Annotated in this window: 18 protein-coding genes; 12 read left to right on the top strand and 6 right to left on the bottom strand. The window is 66.8% G+C overall.

From position 1 onward, the window contains the following. Position 1: 1 nt before the first annotated feature. The 3 genes from B0G38_RS06975 to B0G38_RS06965 all read right to left on the bottom strand — a co-directional run bounded on the left by B0G38_RS06975 (position 2) and on the right by B0G38_RS06965 (position 3,147). On the bottom strand, positions 2 to 787 hold the full coding sequence (locus B0G38_RS06975; protein ID WP_264668756.1) for an amino acid ABC transporter permease: 786 nt from the start codon (positions 785 to 787) through the stop codon (positions 2 to 4). A gap of 72 nt (positions 788 to 859) precedes the next feature. Further along, a complete protein-coding gene (locus B0G38_RS06970) occupies positions 860 to 1,669 on the bottom strand; it encodes a basic amino acid ABC transporter substrate-binding protein (RefSeq protein WP_264668755.1) in 810 nt (269 codons plus the stop codon). A gap of 173 nt (positions 1,670 to 1,842) precedes the next feature. After that, positions 1,843 to 3,147 (bottom strand): isochorismate synthase, encoded by a 1,305-nt coding sequence (locus tag B0G38_RS06965; RefSeq protein WP_264668754.1) that lies wholly within the window; start codon positions 3,145 to 3,147, stop codon positions 1,843 to 1,845. A 161-nt stretch (positions 3,148 to 3,308) separates the two neighbouring features. Here B0G38_RS06965 and B0G38_RS06960 point away from each other — a divergent pair, with 161 nt between their 5' ends. The 4 genes from B0G38_RS06960 to B0G38_RS06945 all read left to right on the top strand — a co-directional run bounded on the left by B0G38_RS06960 (position 3,309) and on the right by B0G38_RS06945 (position 7,260). Next, positions 3,309 to 4,070 (top strand): demethylmenaquinone methyltransferase, encoded by a 762-nt coding sequence (locus B0G38_RS06960; RefSeq protein ID WP_264668753.1) that lies wholly within the window; start codon positions 3,309 to 3,311, stop codon positions 4,068 to 4,070. Between the two features lie 2 nt (positions 4,071 to 4,072). After that, entirely contained in the window at positions 4,073 to 5,410 is a 1,338-nt protein-coding gene (locus B0G38_RS06955) for a geranylgeranyl reductase family protein (protein WP_264668752.1), read from the top strand. Positions 5,411 to 5,419: 9 nt separating this feature from the next. After that, a complete protein-coding gene (locus tag B0G38_RS06950) occupies positions 5,420 to 6,520 on the top strand; it encodes a polyprenyl synthetase family protein (protein WP_169993435.1) in 1,101 nt (366 codons plus the stop codon). A gap of 101 nt (positions 6,521 to 6,621) precedes the next feature. Then, positions 6,622 to 7,260, top strand: a complete 639-nt coding sequence (locus tag B0G38_RS06945) for a Rho termination factor N-terminal domain-containing protein (protein ID WP_264668751.1) — start codon at positions 6,622 to 6,624, stop codon at positions 7,258 to 7,260. Positions 7,261 to 7,279: 19 nt separating this feature from the next. Here B0G38_RS06945 and B0G38_RS06940 read toward each other — a convergent pair whose 3' ends face one another. The 3 genes from B0G38_RS06940 to B0G38_RS06930 form a co-directional block, all read right to left on the bottom strand. Continuing rightward, a complete protein-coding gene (locus B0G38_RS06940; protein WP_264668750.1) occupies positions 7,280 to 7,756 on the bottom strand; it encodes an HIT family protein in 477 nt (158 codons plus the stop codon). A gap of 4 nt (positions 7,757 to 7,760) precedes the next feature. Continuing rightward, entirely contained in the window at positions 7,761 to 8,204 is a 444-nt protein-coding gene (locus tag B0G38_RS06935) for a hypothetical protein (protein WP_264668749.1), read from the bottom strand. 82 nt (positions 8,205 to 8,286) lie between these two features. Continuing rightward, the gene (locus B0G38_RS06930) at positions 8,287 to 8,910 is read right to left on the bottom strand and encodes a putative glycolipid-binding domain-containing protein (RefSeq protein WP_264668748.1); all 624 of its coding nucleotides are present in this window, start codon (positions 8,908 to 8,910) and stop codon (positions 8,287 to 8,289) included. A gap of 137 nt (positions 8,911 to 9,047) precedes the next feature. Between B0G38_RS06930 and B0G38_RS06925 the strand changes: the two genes are divergently transcribed. The 8 genes from B0G38_RS06925 to B0G38_RS06890 all read left to right on the top strand — a co-directional run bounded on the left by B0G38_RS06925 (position 9,048) and on the right by B0G38_RS06890 (position 17,466). After that, positions 9,048 to 9,782: a sirohydrochlorin chelatase gene (locus tag B0G38_RS06925; RefSeq protein WP_264668747.1), complete on the top strand. Its 735-nt coding sequence runs from the start codon at positions 9,048 to 9,050 to the stop codon at positions 9,780 to 9,782. Positions 9,783 to 9,923: 141 nt separating this feature from the next. Continuing rightward, positions 9,924 to 11,648, top strand: a complete 1,725-nt coding sequence (locus B0G38_RS06920; RefSeq protein ID WP_264668746.1) for a nitrite/sulfite reductase — start codon at positions 9,924 to 9,926, stop codon at positions 11,646 to 11,648. Continuing rightward, positions 11,645 to 12,406 (top strand): phosphoadenylyl-sulfate reductase, encoded by a 762-nt coding sequence (locus tag B0G38_RS06915; protein ID WP_264668745.1) that lies wholly within the window; start codon positions 11,645 to 11,647, stop codon positions 12,404 to 12,406. The genes B0G38_RS06920 and B0G38_RS06915 overlap by 4 nt, the downstream gene beginning before the upstream one ends. Next, positions 12,403 to 13,344 (top strand): sulfate adenylyltransferase subunit CysD, encoded by a 942-nt coding sequence (gene cysD / locus B0G38_RS06910; protein WP_264668744.1) that lies wholly within the window; start codon positions 12,403 to 12,405, stop codon positions 13,342 to 13,344. Before B0G38_RS06915 ends, cysD begins: the two co-directional genes overlap by 4 nt. Beyond that, positions 13,344 to 14,714, top strand: a complete 1,371-nt coding sequence (locus B0G38_RS06905) for a sulfate adenylyltransferase subunit 1 (RefSeq protein WP_264668743.1) — start codon at positions 13,344 to 13,346, stop codon at positions 14,712 to 14,714. Before cysD ends, B0G38_RS06905 begins: the two co-directional genes overlap by 1 nt. Then, the gene (locus tag B0G38_RS06900; protein ID WP_264668742.1) at positions 14,704 to 15,846 is read left to right on the top strand and encodes an ABC transporter substrate-binding protein; all 1,143 of its coding nucleotides are present in this window, start codon (positions 14,704 to 14,706) and stop codon (positions 15,844 to 15,846) included. The genes B0G38_RS06905 and B0G38_RS06900 overlap by 11 nt, the downstream gene beginning before the upstream one ends. Then, positions 15,843 to 16,595: an ABC transporter ATP-binding protein gene (locus B0G38_RS06895; RefSeq protein WP_264668741.1), complete on the top strand. Its 753-nt coding sequence runs from the start codon at positions 15,843 to 15,845 to the stop codon at positions 16,593 to 16,595. The genes B0G38_RS06900 and B0G38_RS06895 overlap by 4 nt, the downstream gene beginning before the upstream one ends. Beyond that, positions 16,585 to 17,466, top strand: coding sequence for an ABC transporter permease (locus tag B0G38_RS06890; protein ID WP_264668740.1), 882 nt, complete (start codon positions 16,585 to 16,587; stop codon positions 17,464 to 17,466). The genes B0G38_RS06895 and B0G38_RS06890 overlap by 11 nt, the downstream gene beginning before the upstream one ends. Positions 17,467 to 17,511: the final 45 nt, after the last annotated feature.

Genomic DNA, 17,511 nt, shown 5'->3' with positions numbered 1-17,511 from the left:
CTTACCGGCCTCTCTTGTTGTGTCGTTCAAGCTTGGCAACCAGCTGGGTGAGCGGGAGCGTGATGATCAGGTACATCAGCGCCGCTATCATCAGCGGTGTGGCGTTCGCCTGCTGTGAGACGGCGTCGCGGGCGAAGGTGGTCAGTTCCCGCTCGCTCAGGGCCATACCGGCGATGAACAGCAGCGAGGTGTCCTTGATCAGGATGACCAGTTCGTTGGTCAGCGGCGGAGTGATGATGCGGAAGGCCTGCGGCAGGACAACCGACACCATGGTCCAGCTCGGGTTCATGCCCAGCGAGCGGGCGGCCTCGCGCTGGCCCGGGGGAACGGCCTCGATGCCGGCGCGGATGGTTTCGGCGATGTAAGCGGCTGAGACCACAATCAGTGCGATCAGGCCGGCACCGGCGCTGCCGCCCGGCGGGCGCCAGTCGAAGGCGATCGGCACGGCGAACGCGAAACCGAAGATCACCAGCAGGGCCGGCAAACCGCGGAAGATCTCCACATACGCGGTGGCCACCCAGCGGTAGGGGCCCACCGGGGAGAGCTTCATGAGCGCCAGCAGCAGGCCAAAGATCAAGCCACCGACGAAGGCGATTGCCGTGTAGACAATCGTGTTCTTCGCTGCCGTCAGGATGACGTTCGGGAATAGAGTCGCCGCTACTTCCGGGTTGAAGAAGTTGGTTTGGATCGTGCCCCAGTCGGCGACAAGTACGACGGCGACTACGGCAAGTACGAAAATGGCGTAGAGCACGCCGCGGAACAGGCGCCTACGGGTAGACGGTTTCACATTCAGGCCTTCCAAAGGTCTTCAGGACAGCTTCGCCCCGGACAGCTCGTCCGGGGCGAAGCCGTAATGGCATTACTGGGTGAAGTACTTGTCGTAGATCTCCTGGTACTTGCCGCTTTCCCGCAGTTCGGCCAGCTCGGCGTTCACTGCCTCCAGCAGAGCCTCGCTACCCTCTTCTTTCACCGCGAAACCGTAGGACTCATCCGTCGGGTATTCCTCGACGATCTCGTACTTGCCGCCCTCCAAGTGGCCGAGGTTGACCGGCAGGTCCTGTAGTACCGCGTCGACGCCGCCCGACTGCAGTGCCGGGAACAGCTCGGCATCCGACGGGTACGCGCGGACTTCAGTGTCGGCCGGCACGTTTTCGCGGGTGTACGCCTCGCCGGTGGTGCCCTGCTGCACGCCTACGGACTTGCCTGCCAGATCCCCGATGGCCTTGATATCGGAATCGGCCGGAACCAGCAGCGACTGCAACGAGTCGTAGTACGGCTCGGAGAAGTCGAGGTTCTGTTCGCGCTCTTCGGTGATGGTCATTGCGCTGGCGCCGATGTCGCACTGTCCGGAGGCGAGGACCACACCGGATTGGAGGGCGTCGAAGCCAACATCCTGAATCTGCGTCTCCAGGCCCATACCCGTTGCGATCTCGCGGATGAGGTCCATGTCATAGCCGGTGTATTCGCCGTTTTCCTCGAACTCAAACGGCGGGTACGGAATGTCGGAGCAGACGGTGAGTGTGCCCGGAGTGACCAGGCCCAGCTCGTTGCCGTCGGCTGCCTGGGAGCCGCCGTCCGAAGACGAGCCGCCACCGCATGCGGTGAGGGCCAGGGTGCCCGTGGCAAGGACGGCGAAGACCTTGACCGCGGTGGATGCGTTAGTGCGCATGGCTTTCCTACCTGTTCTTTGATGAAAAATCCGGCTTAAGTCTAGCCGTAACATTCGGTAACGGGTGATATGCATCACAGGCTACATTGATTGCCTATTAGTCAACAAGCGGGACCCACTCAACTATACAAATTGTTATGCTGCCGCGACCTGCAGCACAATTTCGGCCACGGCTAGCGGCGCAGTCCCAGCGCTTCGATCATGGGCCTGAACTTGGCCCAGGTTTCGGCCAGTTCCGCTTCCGGTGTCGAAGCGTCCACAATCCCGCAACCGGCGTAGAGCCGCACGCGGGTAGGGCTTTCCACTACCGCGCCGCGCAAAGCAATGCCCCATTCGCCGTTGCCTGCCCCGTCCGTCCAGCCCACCGGGCCGGCATAGGGGCCGCGGTCCATTTGCTCAAGCTCGCGGATCAGCGCACCGGCCACTTCAGTGGGCGTACCGCACACGGCCGCCGTGGGGTGCACGGCTTCGGCCAGTTCCAACGACGACGGCGTGTGGCCGCCATTGGTGGACAACTCCGCCGACACATCGGAGGCCAGATGCCACACGTTGGGCAGTTCGAGCACAAAGGGCTCGCTGTGCGAGGTCATCTCCGAGGTGTAGGGCTGCAGCTTGCGCGTCAGCGAGTCGATGGCGATCTCGTGCTCGTGCTGCTGCTTCTCGGAGCCGGCGAGCACCCGTTCGGCGTAGGCGGCGTCGGACTCGCCGTCGATCTTGTGGGTGTTGGCGCGGTCCAGTGTCCCGGCCAGGACCCGCGCACGGGCCACGTTGTTCTCCACCTTGATCAGCATCTCCGGGGTGGAGCCGATGAGGCCGTCCACGCCGTAGGTCCAGCAGTCCTGGTAACGGATGGCCAGTTCACGCAGCACCTGGGCGGTGGCGATGGGGGAGGAGAGGTCCGCGATCACGTCGCGGGCGAGGACCAGTTTGCTCAGGCCGCCGCCGGCGATCTTCTGCACGCCGGCCGCGACGGCCGCCTTGTAGGCGCTTTCGGAAACCTGCCCCGGGTGGAGGCGGTCAGCTGTTTCGGCGCCACGCTCGGCGGAAATTTCATCCAGCCAGCCGACCAGTGCGGCCTCGGCCGTCTCGGCGGTGAGGTCGGCGCCGTCGTCGTCGGTTATATAGGTCAGCCAGCAGCCCTGTTCGCCGAGGCCGACAACAACCTGCGGAACAATCAGCCGCGAGGCGTAGCCGGAGGTTTTGGAGAAGGCGAACGAGCCGAAGGCCACCAGCCCGGTGCCGGGCAGGCCGACCGGGTTGTCCACCTCCGCATCCTGCTGCAGCTCCCGCCACCAGCGGGCCGCGGTCTGGAATCGCCCGGGGCCGGCATCGGTGAAGCGGGCAACCTCGCCGAAACCGACCAGGCCGCCGCCGCGGCGGACCCAGCAGAGCACATCGTCGCGGACCAGATAGTCCATTATTCCGGTGGGTGAAGAGTGCTCACCGAGGTCAACGGTGACGGCGCGCAGGGAGGTCATAATGACTTCAAGGTTACCCCGCCTCCGGCGCGCCAAAGCACCGGTGCAAGCTGGCCCACACACGGGATTGCGCGGCAGGCGCGCAGGCTCCCGCCAGGGGTTTGCGGGCGCGGCAAACCGGCACGGCAAACCGGCACGGCAAACTTTGAGACAATGAACGGGTGAACCGTGCATCCCTGGACAAGCGCCCTGATGAAGTAGCAGCCATGTTTGATGAAGTCGCCCCAAAGTACGACGTCGTCAATGACGTTCTGTCCATGGGGCAGACCCGGCGGTGGCGCCGGATTGTGGTGGACGCCGTCGGTGCCGAGCGCGGCCAGCGCGTCCTGGATCTGGCCGCCGGAACCGGCACATCCAGCGAGCCCTACGCCGATGCCGGCATCCACGTGGTGGCCTGCGACTTCTCGCTGGGCATGCTGCAGGTGGGCAAGCGCCGCCGCCCGGACATCGACTTCGTCGCCGGGGACGCCACCAGCCTGCCGTTCGCCGACAACTCCTTCGACGCCGTGACCATCTCCTTTGGCCTGCGCAACGTGAATGAACCGCGCAAGGCCCTGCAGGAAATGCTGCGCGTGACCAAGCCCGGCGGCCGGCTGGTCATCGCCGAGTTCTCCTCGCCGACCCTTCCGGTATGGCGGACCATGTACACCGAATACCTGATGCGGATGCTGCCGGCCATTGCCAGCAAGATCTCGTCCAACCCGGACTCCTATATCTACCTGGCCGAATCCATCCGTGCCTGGCCCAATCAGAATGAGCTGGCCCAATGGATCGCCGAGGAGGGCTGGCAGGACGTGGCCTACCGCAACCTCACCGGCGGCATCGTGGCGGTGCACCGCGCCCGGAAGCCGGGCCGGACGGACGCGGCCAACGCCGACGCCCAGACCGCGCTGCGCCGCCGGGGCACGAGGGCTGCGCTGTAACCGTGTCCGTTCTGATTGTCGGGGCCGGACCTGCCGGCTCAACCGCTGCCTACTATCTGGCCAAAGCGGGTATTGAAGTCACGGTGTTGGAAAAGACGTCGTTTCCGCGCGAGAAGGTGTGCGGCGACGGCCTGACCCCGCGCGCCGTCCGCGAGGTCCAGTTGCTGGGCCTACCGCACGAAGAATCGGCCGGCTGGCGCCGCAACAAGGGCCTGCGCCTGATCGCCGGCGGCCGGCGGCTGGAACTTGCGTGGCCGGAGCTCTCTGACTTCCCGGACTACGGCCTGATCCGCACCCGGCTGGGCTTCGACGAGGAACTGGCCCGACATGCCGAGGCCGCCGGCGCGCGGGTACTGGAACGGCATTCCGTTTCCACTGCGTTGAGGAACGACGCCGGCCGGGTCACCGGGGTGCGCGCCAACATTCTGGACGAACGCGGCCGGAAGACGGGGCAGACGCAGGACTTCAGCGCCGACGTCGTACTCGCAGCCGATGGTAACTCGACCCGAACGGCCCTGAGCCTCGGCATTGAAAAACGCGACGACCGGCCGCTGGGCGTGGCCGTCCGCACCTACTTCACCAGCCCCCGGCACGACGATGACTGGATGGAGGGCTGGCTGGAACTGCCCGATGCGCAGGGCAATCCGCTGCCCGGCTACGGCTGGGTCTTCGGCGTCGGGGACGGCACCTCCAACGTGGGCCTGGGCATCCTGAACTCGTCGCGCTCCTTCGGCAAGCTGGATTACAAGCAGGTGCTGCGGGACTGGACCGCCGCCATGCCCAACGAGTGGGGCTACAACCCCGAGAACCAGGTGGGCGAGATCCGCGGTGCGGCCCTGCCGATGGGCTTCAACCGGACGCCGCACTACTCACCCGGGCTGCTGCTGCTCGGCGACGCCGGCGGCATGGTCAGCCCGTTCAACGGCGAGGGCATTTCCTACGCGATGGAATCGGCCCGCTACGCCGCGGAACTGATCGCCGACACGTTTGGCCGGCTGGGCGGTTCACACGGGCAGATTCTCAGCCAGGCAGGCTTCGACTCCTCGCTGTCCCGCTACGCCGGAATCATCCAGGGCCACTGGGGAAGCCACTTCACGCTGGGCCGCGTTTTTGCAGGACTGATCGGAAAACCTGCCATCATGAAGCTGGCACTGCGGACCGGAATGCCGGTGCCGGTGCTGATGCGCTTTGTGGTGCGGATGCTGGCCAACCTGACGGACCAGGATGGCAAGGGTTTTGAGGATAGAGTTATTCATCTGTTGGAGAAGCTCACGCCGCCGGCGTCCAACCAAAGCCTTTCCAAGCACAGCCGCACACCATCTGCCCCGACGATTAGTTAGTGTTATACAGTGACTGACGCAAAACCGAGCTGGACTCCTGCAGGTTCCGGCGTGCCGGACTCCCTGGAGCTGGACACGGCCACCGCTGCCCTCGCCACCAGCCTGAACCTGCCGGCGGGCTTCGCCCCGGTGGCCCAGGATCCCGCTCTCGGGCCCGCCGTGTCCACGGCCCTGGCCCGAGTGGAGAAGCGGCTGCGTGCCGCCATCGCGCACTCGGATCCGCTGGCGGACACCACCAGCCGGCATCTGGTGGAGGCCGGCGGCAAACGCATCCGGCCGCTGCTGACCATCCTGGCTTCCCAACTGGGAGAGGGCCCCGTGCCCGAGGTGCTCCAGGCCGCCGTCGTTGTTGAGCTGACGCACCTGGCCACCCTGTATCACGACGACGTGATGGACTCCGCCCCCTACCGCCGCGGCGCGCCCACGGCCCATGAGGTCTGGGGCAATCAGGTGGCGATCCTCGCCGGCGACCTGATCTTTGCCCGCGCCTCCATCCTGGTCTCGGAGCTCGGCCCGGAAGCCGTCAAGATCCAGGCCCGTACCTTCGAACGGCTGGTGCTGGGCCAGCTGCACGAAACAGTGGGACCGCGCGAAGATGAAGATCCCGTGGAGCATTACCTTTCGGTCATCGCGGACAAGACCGGCTCGCTGATCGCGACCTCGGGCCAGCTGGGCGCGATGTTCGCCAATGCCGGTCCCGATGTGGTGGACATGATGCTGGAATACGGCGAAAAGGTCGGCGTGGCCTTCCAACTCGCGGACGACGTCATCGATGTCACCGGGCTGAAGGTCAAGTCCGGCAAGTCGCCCGGAACCGACCTGCGCGAGGGCGTGCCCACGCTGCCCGTCCTGCTGCTGCGCCAGGCCGCCGCGGCCGGCGACAGCTCGGCGGCCTCCGTACTGAAGCTGGTGGACGCGGACCTGACGTCGGACGAGGCCCTGGCCCGCGCCGTCGAAGCGCTGCGCGAACATCCGGTGACCGCGGAAGCCTGGACCGTGGCCCGCAAGTGGGCTGATGACGCCAAATCGGCCTTGGAGCGGCTGCCGGACAGCACCGTCAAGCTGGCGTTGACTGCGTTTGCCGAGGCGGTTGTCGACCGCGACGTTTGATCCCGGTACCGCCAAACCAATGCAGGACTTCCCCTAGTGGCCGGAGCGGAACTGCAGTAGGTTCGCACGTAAAGGCAACCTCTGTGGAAAGGACGGCTTCCGTGGCTGAAAAACCAGGCAACCAGACTCCGGACACCCCGGACGTCAGCGAGACCGAACTCCGCAACATGAAGGTGGACGAACTGCGCGACGCGGCCAAAAAAGCCGGGGTCAGCGGGGTCCACGACATGAAAAAGGAAGTCCTGGTCGACGCTGTGGCAGCGGCGAAGAACGACGGCGGCAGTTCAGCCGGGAACGACGGCGGCAAGTCCGCTTCCCGCGGCGACGGCGACCGCGGCGAAAGCGGGGATGTGGGCGCCGGTCCTGACGATGGCAAGATCCGCACCGGCCCGGAGAGTTCGGACTCGCTGAAGTATTCGCAGGAAGTGACGTCCCCGGAAGATGAACCGGAGCGCGAGGGCCGCAGCCTGGTCACCACGCACCACGAGGTGATCAAGCAGTGGGCCGAGGAGCGCAATGCCACGCCAGCCACCGTCAGCGGCACCGAGCACGATGACCACCTGGGGGTCCTGCGGTTCGACTTCGGCGGGGACAGCAAGGACCTGCAGCATGTGAGCTGGGACGAATGGTTCAAGACCTTCGACGAGCGCCGGCTGAACTTCATCTACCAGGAACAGCGCACCGACGGCAGCGATTCAAACTTCTTCCGGCTGGAGAACCCGAACCGCGAAGACGCCTGAGGCGCTCCGGCGTCGGCTGTCAGCGCTGGGCCAGGACCGCCCGCAGTTCGGCCGCTTTGCGTGCCCTGATGGCGGGATCCACGATGGGCCGCTGCGGCGTGAAGTACAGTCCGTCGTCGTGCCAGCGGGGCAGCACGTGCTGGTGGTAGTGCCAGACGTGCTGGCTTCCGGCGGGCTCGTTGTGCTGGCGGGTGGTAATACCGTCCGGCTGCCAAGCCTTCTTCATGGCGACGGCGACGTCCCGGCTCAGCGACGCGATCTCCGCCAGGACGTCGTCCGGCATGTCATAGAGCAGCTCGAAGTGTTCCTTCGGCCCCACCAGCACGTGCCCGGGTTCGGGCTCAAAGCCGTGCGACGCGATCCAAGCCATGGCCAGATCCGTGGAGGCCACCAGATCCTCCGCGCGGCAGAGGTTCTTCTGGAACCGGAACTGCCCGGAGGCAAAGTCGCAGAACGGGCACTGGTAATTTGCGGGAGCGTGGCTTGGCCAGATCATGGGGTCAGTCTTGCAGTTCGTCGTCGTTCTCATCGTCATTGAAGACCCAGTCGAACATGTCGAAGACGAACTCGCTGAAGGTGGATTCCTCGCTCTGCCAGTGTTGTTTGCCGGTGTTGGTGCGGATCCAGACGATGGGATCGGGGACGGCAAGGTGCTCGGTCCGGAAGCCCCAGTTGGCTTCTTCATCCATTTCGTCCAGGAACAGCAGGTAGCCGTCCTCGATTTCCAGCTCGTCCGGATCCCAGAAGAAATCGTGGGCCTCCATCAGGTCCTCGCAGCCGCCGAGGGCGTGGTAGAACTCCACCAGCGCCTGCGGAATCTGGAACTTGTGTTCGCCGAGGAGGCCTTCGAGTTCGTCGTAGGAAATGCCGTCTTCTTCGCTCCACTTCCGGTCCAGGTACTTGGGGACGAGGGCACGGAACTTGTCCACGAACATTTCGGGCATGGGGGCTCCTTGACTGGTGGGGTGGGTCGCTCACCATCCTACCTGCGGGTGCCACTTGGCCGGCCCTGTTACCCCTCCGGCCTCAGCCGCGGCGGCGCTGCGCCAGCCCGGGGTAGTCCACCACAATCCCGTCCGCGTCAACCGTGACTTCGGCACTGAAGTTGCCCGAATCAAAACCGATCAGCGCGGTGCCGGTGACGTCGTCGTACGCCTTGATTCCCGTGTAGCGCTGCAGGGCGGGAACCACCTGCAGGCTGGGCATCCGGACAAACGCGACGGCGAGGTCGGCGGAAACTTGCTCGTCATGGACCAGGCCCAGGCGCAGGATCGGCATGGTGTTGGTGACCGGGCACAACCCGAGGTCGCAGTCCACCGCCCCGACGAGTGCAGACGGATCCGCCAGCCCCGGCTCGGGCAGGTCCACGGTGCCCCAGGCTCGCGCTTCTGCGCTCCATTCGCCGTTGGTGGCGCGCAGAAGTTCAAGGTGCCGGCTCCAGCCGTTGCCGTGCACCGTAACCATCAGGCGCTCGGTAAACCAGTTCTGCGTGGTGGTCAGCGACCAGCTGGCGGCGTATTCGGACGTGCGGGAGGCGCCATGGGCGGTCAGCCGCTCGGGCTCGAGGTTGATCGTGGCCGAATCCGCCCGGCTCGGGTCGTCCTCACCGAGCCAGCTGTGCGTCCGGCTTTCATGCGTTTCATGTGCCATGGCCCAAGCCTTGTGCCTGTGTCCGGATATGGCAAGACCACGGCGGGCAGCAGGGTGCGGCAGGCACATGACCGTTCATTGCGCGCGGGACCTTCGACGGCGATGTGCCGGCGAAACTGCCGCTAGTGTATTGCCTCATGCCACCAGTCCTGATTGCCTGCGCGCACGGAACGTCCAACCCGGCAGGCCGCCGAGCCATCGATGCCCTCCGCCACGAGGTGGCCCGGCTGCGCCCTGGGACCGAGGTGCTCGAGGCCTACGTGGACGTGCAGGAGCCGGCCCTGCCCGACGTCGTTGCCGCGTTGCCGGCCGGGCGCCGCGCCGTCGTTGTTCCGCTGTTGCTCTCCGCGGGATACCACACGAGCGTGGACATCAGTCAGGCGGTGGCGAGCCGTCCGGATACCTGCGCGGCGGAACCGCTGGGTCCCGATTCGCGGCTGGCCGCACTGCTGCAGGAACGCCTGATGGAGTCTGGGGCAGCTAACGACGACGCCGTGGTGCTGGCTGCCGCCGGCTCCAGCGTGGCGGCGGCCGCGGGAGCCGTGGCGGAACTGGCCGGAATGCTGCGTAAGCTGCGGTACGGTCCGGTGACGGCCGGTTTCGGTGCGTCGGCGAGCCCGTCCGTGGCCGAGGCCGTGGCCGCTGCCCGGCAGGGATCGGCCAATGCGGAATCCGCCGGGGTGGGGTCTGCCCGTGTGGTGGTGGCGTCCTACCTGCTGGCACCTGGGTTCTTCCACAACAAACTTGCCGGCGCCGGTGCTGACATCGTCACCGGGCCGCTGCTGCCGCACCCGGTCCTGGCCCAGCTTGTGCTGGACCGTTACGACGCTGCCGTGGCCACGAACTTCACCCGTGGAGCCTCTGTTACTTAAGACGCTCTTCGTTACGGCGGACGCGTAATAAGTCGTCGGAAGACGGGCAATATTTCCGCACAATACGTCGCGCAACAGGCCGTGACCGGATGTTTCGGGCGGCATTGTCGCCGCTCCAGCGTCTCCGTACGCTCGTCCACTATGAGCGCACCAGCAGCATCCGCTGACACCAGAACAGGCAGGCCGTCCCGTCCGCCCACCAAGCCGCACGGCCAATGGAAGGTCGACGGAACCGAGCCGCTGAACGGCAACGAGGAATGGAAGCAGCAGGACGGCGGGCTCAATGTCCGCCAGCGGATTGAACAGATTTACGCCAAGCGCGGCTTCGACTCCATCGAGGCCACGGACCTGCACGGCCGGTTCCGCTGGTGGGGGCTGTACACCCAGCGCCGGCCCGGGATCGACGGCGGCAAGACCGCCACACTGGAACCGCACGAGCTCGAAGACAAGTACTTCATGCTCCGCGTACGCATCGACGGCGGGGCGCTGACCACCGAACAGCTGCGGGTGATCGGCCGCATCTCCTCGCAGTTCGCCCGGGACACGGCGGACCTGACCGACCGGCAGAACATCCAGCTGCACTGGATCCGGGTGGAGGACGTGCCGGAAATCTGGAACCGGCTGGAGGCGGCCGGACTCTCCACCACCGAGGCCTGCGGCGACGTGCCGCGCGTCATCCTCGGTTCCCCCGTGGCGGGCATCGCGGCGGACGAAATCATCGACCCGACGCCGGCCATCCGGGAAATCTCCGAGCGCTACATCGGGGACGAGTCCTTCGCCAACCTGCCGCGCAAATACAAGACCGCCATCACCGGGCATCCGAGCCAGGACGTGGTCCACGAGATCAACGACTTCGCACTGGTGGGTGTGGTGCACCCCGAGTTCGGCCCCGGTTACGATCTCTGGGTAGGCGGCGGGCTGTCCACGAATCCACGGCTGGCTGAACGCCTGGGCGTATTCGTCCCGCCGGAGCGGACGGCCGAAGCATGGGTCGGCGTCACCAGTATCTTCCGGGACTACGGCTACCGGCGGCTGCGCAACAAGGCGCGGCTGAAATACCTGCTGGCCGACTGGGGGCCGGAGAAGTTCCGCGCCGTCCTGGAGGAGGAGTACCTCTCCGCCCCGCTGCCGGACGGCCCGGCCGCGCCCAAGCCCACCTCGCCCGGGGACCATGTCGGCGTGCACCGGCAGAAAGACGGCCGGTTCTACGTCGGTGTCACCCCCGTAGTGGGCCGCGTTTCCGGCAACACCCTGGTGCAGCTGGCCGACCTGCTGGAGGCCAAGGGTTCTTACCGGCTGCGGACCACACCTCACCAGAAACTGGTGCTGCTGGACATCGCGGAGGAACACGTGGCGGAGCTGACGGCAGAACTCGACGGGCTGGGCCTTAGCGCTGCACCTTCGCTGTTCCGCCGCGGCACTATCGCCTGCACCGGGATTGAATTCTGCAAGCTCGCCATCGTGGACACCAAGACCACCGCCGCCGCGGCGATCACCGAGCTGGAAACCCGGCTCAAGGACCTCGCGGATAGCGGGGAGTTGCCGCAGCAGCTGAGCCTGAACATCAACGGCTGCCCGAACTCGTGCGCCAGGATCCAGACGGCCGACATCGGGCTCAAGGGCCAGCTGCTACCGGACGGCAACGGCGGGCAGACCCCGGGCTTCCAGGTCCACCTCGGCGGGGGACTGGCCGCCGTGGACCGCGCGGAACCGGGCCTGGGCCGGACGGTCCGTGGACTGAAGGTCACTGCCGATGGTCTGGTCGACTACGTGGAGCGGCTCATCCGGCAGTACACCGCCGCAAAGCACGACGGCGAGACCTTCGCGCAATGGGCGCACCGCGCCGAGGAAGGAGCACTGAAATGACCGCACGTCCAACCACGACCGCCCTATCAACGCCGGCAACCACGCCATCGTCATCCCGTCTCCGGAGCGAGGAACAGCTGCGCACGCTGGCCGACGCCGGGGCGGCCGAACTGGGGTGGGACGCTCCGGCACCCGAGGTTGTCGCCTGGGTGGCGCGCAACTTCGGCACGCCTGAGGCCGCCGTCGCCTGTTCGATGGCCGATGCGGTGCTGCCGCATCTGGTCGCGCAGCAGTTGCCCGGCGTCGATGTCCTGTTCCTGGAGACCGGCTACCACTTCCCGGAAACCCAGGCCACGCGCGACGAAGTAGCGCGCTCGCTGAACGTCAACGTGGTGGACGTGCTGCCGGAGCAGACGGTGGCCGAGCAGGACCGCAGCCTCGGCACGGACCTGTTCTCGCGCGACGCGGCCTTGTGCTGCGAGCTGCGCAAGATGCGCCCGCTGAAAAGGGCCCTGTCCGGTTACGGCGTCTGGTTCACCGGCGTCCGCCGCGATGAGGCACCTACCCGGACCAACACCGAGTTGATCACTTGGGACAGCGTGCATGCCCTGGTCAAGGTCAACCCGCTGGCCGGTTGGAGTTTCGATGATCTGCTGGAGTACGCCGGCCGGAACGGCGTGCCGGTGAACCTGCTGCTGTCCAACGGCTATCCGTCCATCGGATGCAAGCCCTGCACCCGCCCGGTTGCCCCGGGCGAAGACCCCCGTGCCGGCCGCTGGGCCGGCCTTGCCAAGACGGAATGTGGGATCCACCAATGAACACCGCTTACCTGACCGAAGACCGTTTGCCCACCGGCACGCGCACAGGGCTGTCCTCGCTGGACGCGCTGGAATCCGAGGCCATCCACATCATCCGCGAGGTGGTCGCCGAGTTTGAGCGGCCGGCCCTGCTGTTCTCGGGCGGCAAGGATTCCGTGCTGATGCTGCACCTGGCCACCAAGGCCTTCTGGCCCGGCAAGGTGCCGTTCCCGGTGCTGCACGTGGACACCGGCCACAACTTCCCCGAGGTGCTCGAATTCCGCGACCGGACGGTGGAAAGGTTGGGCCTCCGCCTGGTGGTGGGCAGCGTGCAGGAGTTTATCGACCGCGGCGACCTCTCCGAGCGGGCTGACGGCACCCGCAACCCGCTGCAGACGGTACCCCTGCTGGACGCGATTTCGCGCCACCGGTTCGACGCGGTCTTCGGCGGCGGACGGCGGGACGAGGACAAGGCGCGGGCGAAGGAACGGATCCTGAGCCTGCGCGACGAGTTCGGCCAGTGGGACCCGCGCAACCAGCGCCCCGAACTGTGGAACCTCTACAACGGCCGGCACACCGTGGGCCAGCACGTCCGCGCCTTCCCCATCTCCAACTGGACCGAGCTGGACGTCTGGCGCTACATCGAGCGCGAAGGCATCGAGCTGCCGGGCCTCTATTACGCCCATGAACGCGAAGTGTTCCGGCGGGACGGCATGTGGCGGGCGGTCGGCGAAGTGTCGCAGCCCCGGGACGGCGAGGAAGTCCTGACCAGGACGGTGCGCTACCGGACGGTAGGGGACATGTCCTGCACTGGCGCCGTGGAATCAGTCGCCGCCACCGCGCACGACGTCGTCATCGAAGTCGCGGCCTCCACCCTGACCGAACGTGGCGCCACCCGGGCCGATGACCGCATCTCCGAGGCCGCCATGGAAGACCGCAAGAAGGACGGGTACTTTTAATGACCATCACCGACTTCCAGACCGCCACGCTGTTCAGGTTCGCCACGGCAGGTTCCGTCGACGACGGCAAGTCCACGCTGGTGGGCCGGCTGCTGCATGACAGCAAATCGATCCTCGCGGACCAGCTCGAGGCAGTCACCCGCACCAGCGTCGAGCGCGGCTTCGGCGGATCCGCTTCCGGCGAAGGGCAGGGCCAGCAGATCGACTTGGCCCTGCTGACCGACGGCCTGCGCGCCGAGCGGGAACAGGGCATCACCATCGACGTCGCCTACCGCTACTTCGCCACCGAGAAGCGCAGCTTCATCCTGGCCGACTGCCCGGGCCATGTGCAGTACACCAAAAACACGGTGACCGGCGCGTCCACGGCGGATGCCGTCGTCGTACTTATCGACGCCCGCAAGGGCGTGCTGGAACAGACCCGGCGGCATCTGGCCGTGGCCCGGCTGCTGCGCGTGCCGCACATTGTCGCCGCGGTCAACAAGATCGACCTGGTGGGGTTCAGCGAGGCTGTGTTCCGGGATGTGGAGGAACAGTTGCTGCGTGCGGCCGCGGAGCTTGGGCTGCCCGACGTGCGCGTTGTGCCGGTCTCCGCGCTGGAAGGCGATAACGTCGTCGAGCTATCCGCGCGCACACCCTGGTACACGGGGCCGGCGCTGCTCGAGGTGCTGGAAACGCTGCCCGCGGTGGACGAGCTCGAGAACGAATTCGAGGCGTTCCGGTTCCCCGTGCAGTCGGTCATCCGGCCGCAGGGGGCGCTGGCGCCGGGCCTGGACCCCGAGCCCTTCCGCGACTACCGCGGTTACGCCGGGCAGCTGGCCTCCGGTGTGGTCCGTGTCGGCGACAGCGTTACCGTGCTCGGCTCCGCCGCCGGGACCCAAATAACGACGTCGGTGGCCGGCATCGACTTCGCCGGCACCTCCCTGCCGCAGGCCTCCGCGCCGCAGTCAGTGGTGCTGCGGCTCAGTGACGATATCGATATCAGCCGCGGCGACCTGCTGGTGGAAGCCGGCACCTTCGCGGAGGCAAGCCAGGACCTGCACGCCTCGCTGTGCTGGCTCTCGCCCAAGCCGCTGCGTGAAGGTGCCAAGGTCCTGATCAAGCACGGCAGCAGGACCGTGCAGGGGCTCGTCCGCTCCATCAAGGGCTGGCTGGATCTGGCCAGCTTCTCCGAAGGGCCGGCGGCGGACCTTGGGCTCAACGATATCGGGACCGTGCAGATCCGGCTGGCCTCGGCGCTGCCCGTTGAAGACTACGAACGGCACCGCCGGACCGGGGCCTTCCTGGTGATCGACCCCGTGGACGGCAACACGCTCGCTGCCGGCATCGCCAGCGGGGTTCCGGACGGGGAGGGGGAGCCCCGTGGCGGCTAAACGGACCCGGAAGAAAGGGCTCCTGCTCTCCAACCGCACGTCCGAAGTCCTGCTCGCCGTCGGGCTGGCCGTCGCGATTGTTGCCGGAGCGGTCGCGGCTTCGAGCGCTGCCAACCGCAGCGGTAGTCCCGAGGCCGCGGTCCCGGTGAGCGATGCGCAGGAACTGCGGCTCGGCTACTTCGCCAACGTGACCCATGCACCGGCGCTGATCAGTTTGGACAAGGGGTTCTTCGCCGAGGAGCTCGGCGGGACTGCTCTGTCCACGCAGGTCTTCAACGCCGGTCCGGCCGCCGTGGAGGCGTTGAACGCCGGCGCCATCGATGCCGCCTTCATCGGACCCAATCCGGCCATCAACTCCTATGTCCAGAGCGAGGGACGGTCCCTGCGGATCGTCTCGGGGGCGAGTTCCGGCGGCGCCCAACTGGTGGTGCGCCAAGGAATCGACAACCCCGAAGACCTGCACGGGGCCACGCTGACCACGCCGCAGCTTGGCGGGACGCAGGATGTTGCCCTGCGGGTCTGGCTGAAGGAACAGGGGATTGCCATTGCCGCGGACGGCCAGACGGGCGCAGCCATCAACCCGACGGAGAATGCCCGCACTCTGCAGCTGTTCAAGGACGGACAGATCGACGGCGCGTGGGTACCGGAACCGTGGGCCTCGCGGCTTGTGCTCGAGGCCGGCGCGAAGGTGCTGGTCGATGAACGGGACCTGTGGCCGGAGGGCCAGTTCACCACCACGCTGCTGATTGTGAGCACCGACTTCCTGAACCGGCACCCCGGGCAGGTCAAGGCGCTGATCGCCGGCGAACAGCGGTCCGTGGACTGGCTCAACGAGACGTTGGCCGCAGATCCGGCCGCGGTGGCCGAAGCCATCAACGCTGGGCTCGAAGGCGCCCATGGCCTGCCGCTCACCGACGAGGTGGTCCGGCGCTCGCTGGCGAACATCACGTTCACCGTGGATCCCCATGCCGCCGTACTGGCCCAGCTGCTGGAGGACGGCGTCACGGCCGGCACCACCGAGCAGGCTGACATCAGCACCATCCTCGATCTGTCCATCCTTAACGGTCTCCGGACGCAGGAAGACAGGCCTGCCATTCCTGCCGCCGGCTTGGGCAAGGAGCAAGGACCATGACTTCTCAAAACACCGTGCTGCAACGCGCCGCCGCCCAGCTGGAAATCAGCGGCCTGTCCAAACGCTTCGGCCCGGACGCCCCGCTGGTGCTGGACAACGTCAATCTGAGCGTGGAGCGAGGCGAGTTCGTTGCGCTGCTCGGCGCCTCGGGCTGCGGCAAGTCCACGCTGCTGAACCTGGTGGCCGGACTGGAAGAACCCACGGCAGGAGAGCTGAAAGCTCCGGAAGCGGCGTTTATGTTCCAAGACGCCTCGCTGTTCCCCTGGCTGTCGGCGCAGGCCAACGTCGAGCTGGCGCTGGAACTGCGCGGGGTGGGACGGCAGGAGCGGACGGAACAGGCCGGGGAACTGCTGGAGCTGGTCCACCTCGGGGGTGCCGGGAAAAAGCGTCCGCACGAGCTGTCCGGCGGCATGCGCCAGCGGGTGGCCCTCGCCAGGTCGCTGGCCCAGTCCCGTGAGCTGCTGCTGATGGACGAGCCGTTCGCTGCCCTGGATGCCATCACCCGGGACCTGCTGCATGACGAACTTGAACGGGTCTGGCGCCGGACCGGGCGGACCATCATCTTCATCACGCACAATGTCCGTGAAGCGGTCAGACTGGGGCAGCGGGTGCTGCTGATGTCCTCCCGCCCCGGCCGTATCGTCGCCGAATGGAGCGTCTCCGAAGGGCTGGACGCCCGGGATCGGGCCGAGCTGTCCGGCGAGATCACCACTGTGCTGCGACGGGAGATCCGCCGTCATGCGGCTTGAAACAGACTCCGGCGACGACGTCGGCCAGCTCGAAGCCGGGCTGGATGCGCTGCAGGCCGAGCCACCGGGCAGGTCCAGAGTCAGGCCGGCCATCGGCAAGGCGCTGCTGCCCGTGTTCGCGCTCGCCGCCATCGTCTACGTGTGGCAAATGTACATCTGGATTGTGCAGCCGCGCCCGGACATCCTGCCCGGCCCGGCCGACGTGGCCGCGGCGCTGGGCTCTTTGTGGGGCGACGGCGCGGCGCAGGAGACCATCCTCACCAGTCTCGAACGCGGCGTGCTCGGATTCCTGATCGCAGCGGTGATTGCCACCCCGGCCGGCCTGCTGCTGTCCCAGCACAAGGGGCTGCGCGCAGCCTTCGGTCCGCTCATCTCCGGGCTGCAGGTCCTGCCCTCCGTGGCCTGGGTTCCCGCGGCCATCATCTGGTTCGGCCTGACCGATGCCACGGTGTACTTCGTGGTGCTCATGGGCGCCGTGCCCTCGATCATCAACGGGCTGATATCCGGTGTCGACCAGGTGCCGCCGCAGTTCCTGCGGGTAGGGCATGTCCTCGGCGCCAACCGCTGGCAGCAGGCAACCCGGATCATCCTCCCGGCCGCGCTGCCCGGCTACATCGGCGGACTCAAACAGGGCTGGGCCTTCTCCTGGCGCTCGCTGATGGCCGCCGAAATCATCACCGTCGGCGGGTCCATGGGCTTCGGCCTGGGCTCATTGCTTCAGCAGGGCCGGGACCTTTCCGATATGGCCATCGTCGTGTCGGCTATCCTGCTGATCCTGGCCATCGGCATCGTTATCGAGCTGCTGGTTTTTGCCCCCGTGGAGCGCAGGCTGCTGCGCGGCCGGGGACTGCTGAAGTCCGGCGAGGCATGAGTCCTGTAAGGCTCGCCCTCCACAACCTCTCTTCCCACTGACCTG

Origin of the sequence: Crystallibacter permensis, from assembly GCF_025960875.1 — a bacterium.
In the GTDB taxonomy this organism is placed as follows: domain Bacteria; phylum Actinomycetota; class Actinomycetes; order Actinomycetales; family Micrococcaceae; genus Crystallibacter; species Crystallibacter permensis.
The sequence above is the reverse complement of the archived record's forward strand: the minus strand, read 5'-3'. Positions and strand labels throughout refer to the sequence as shown.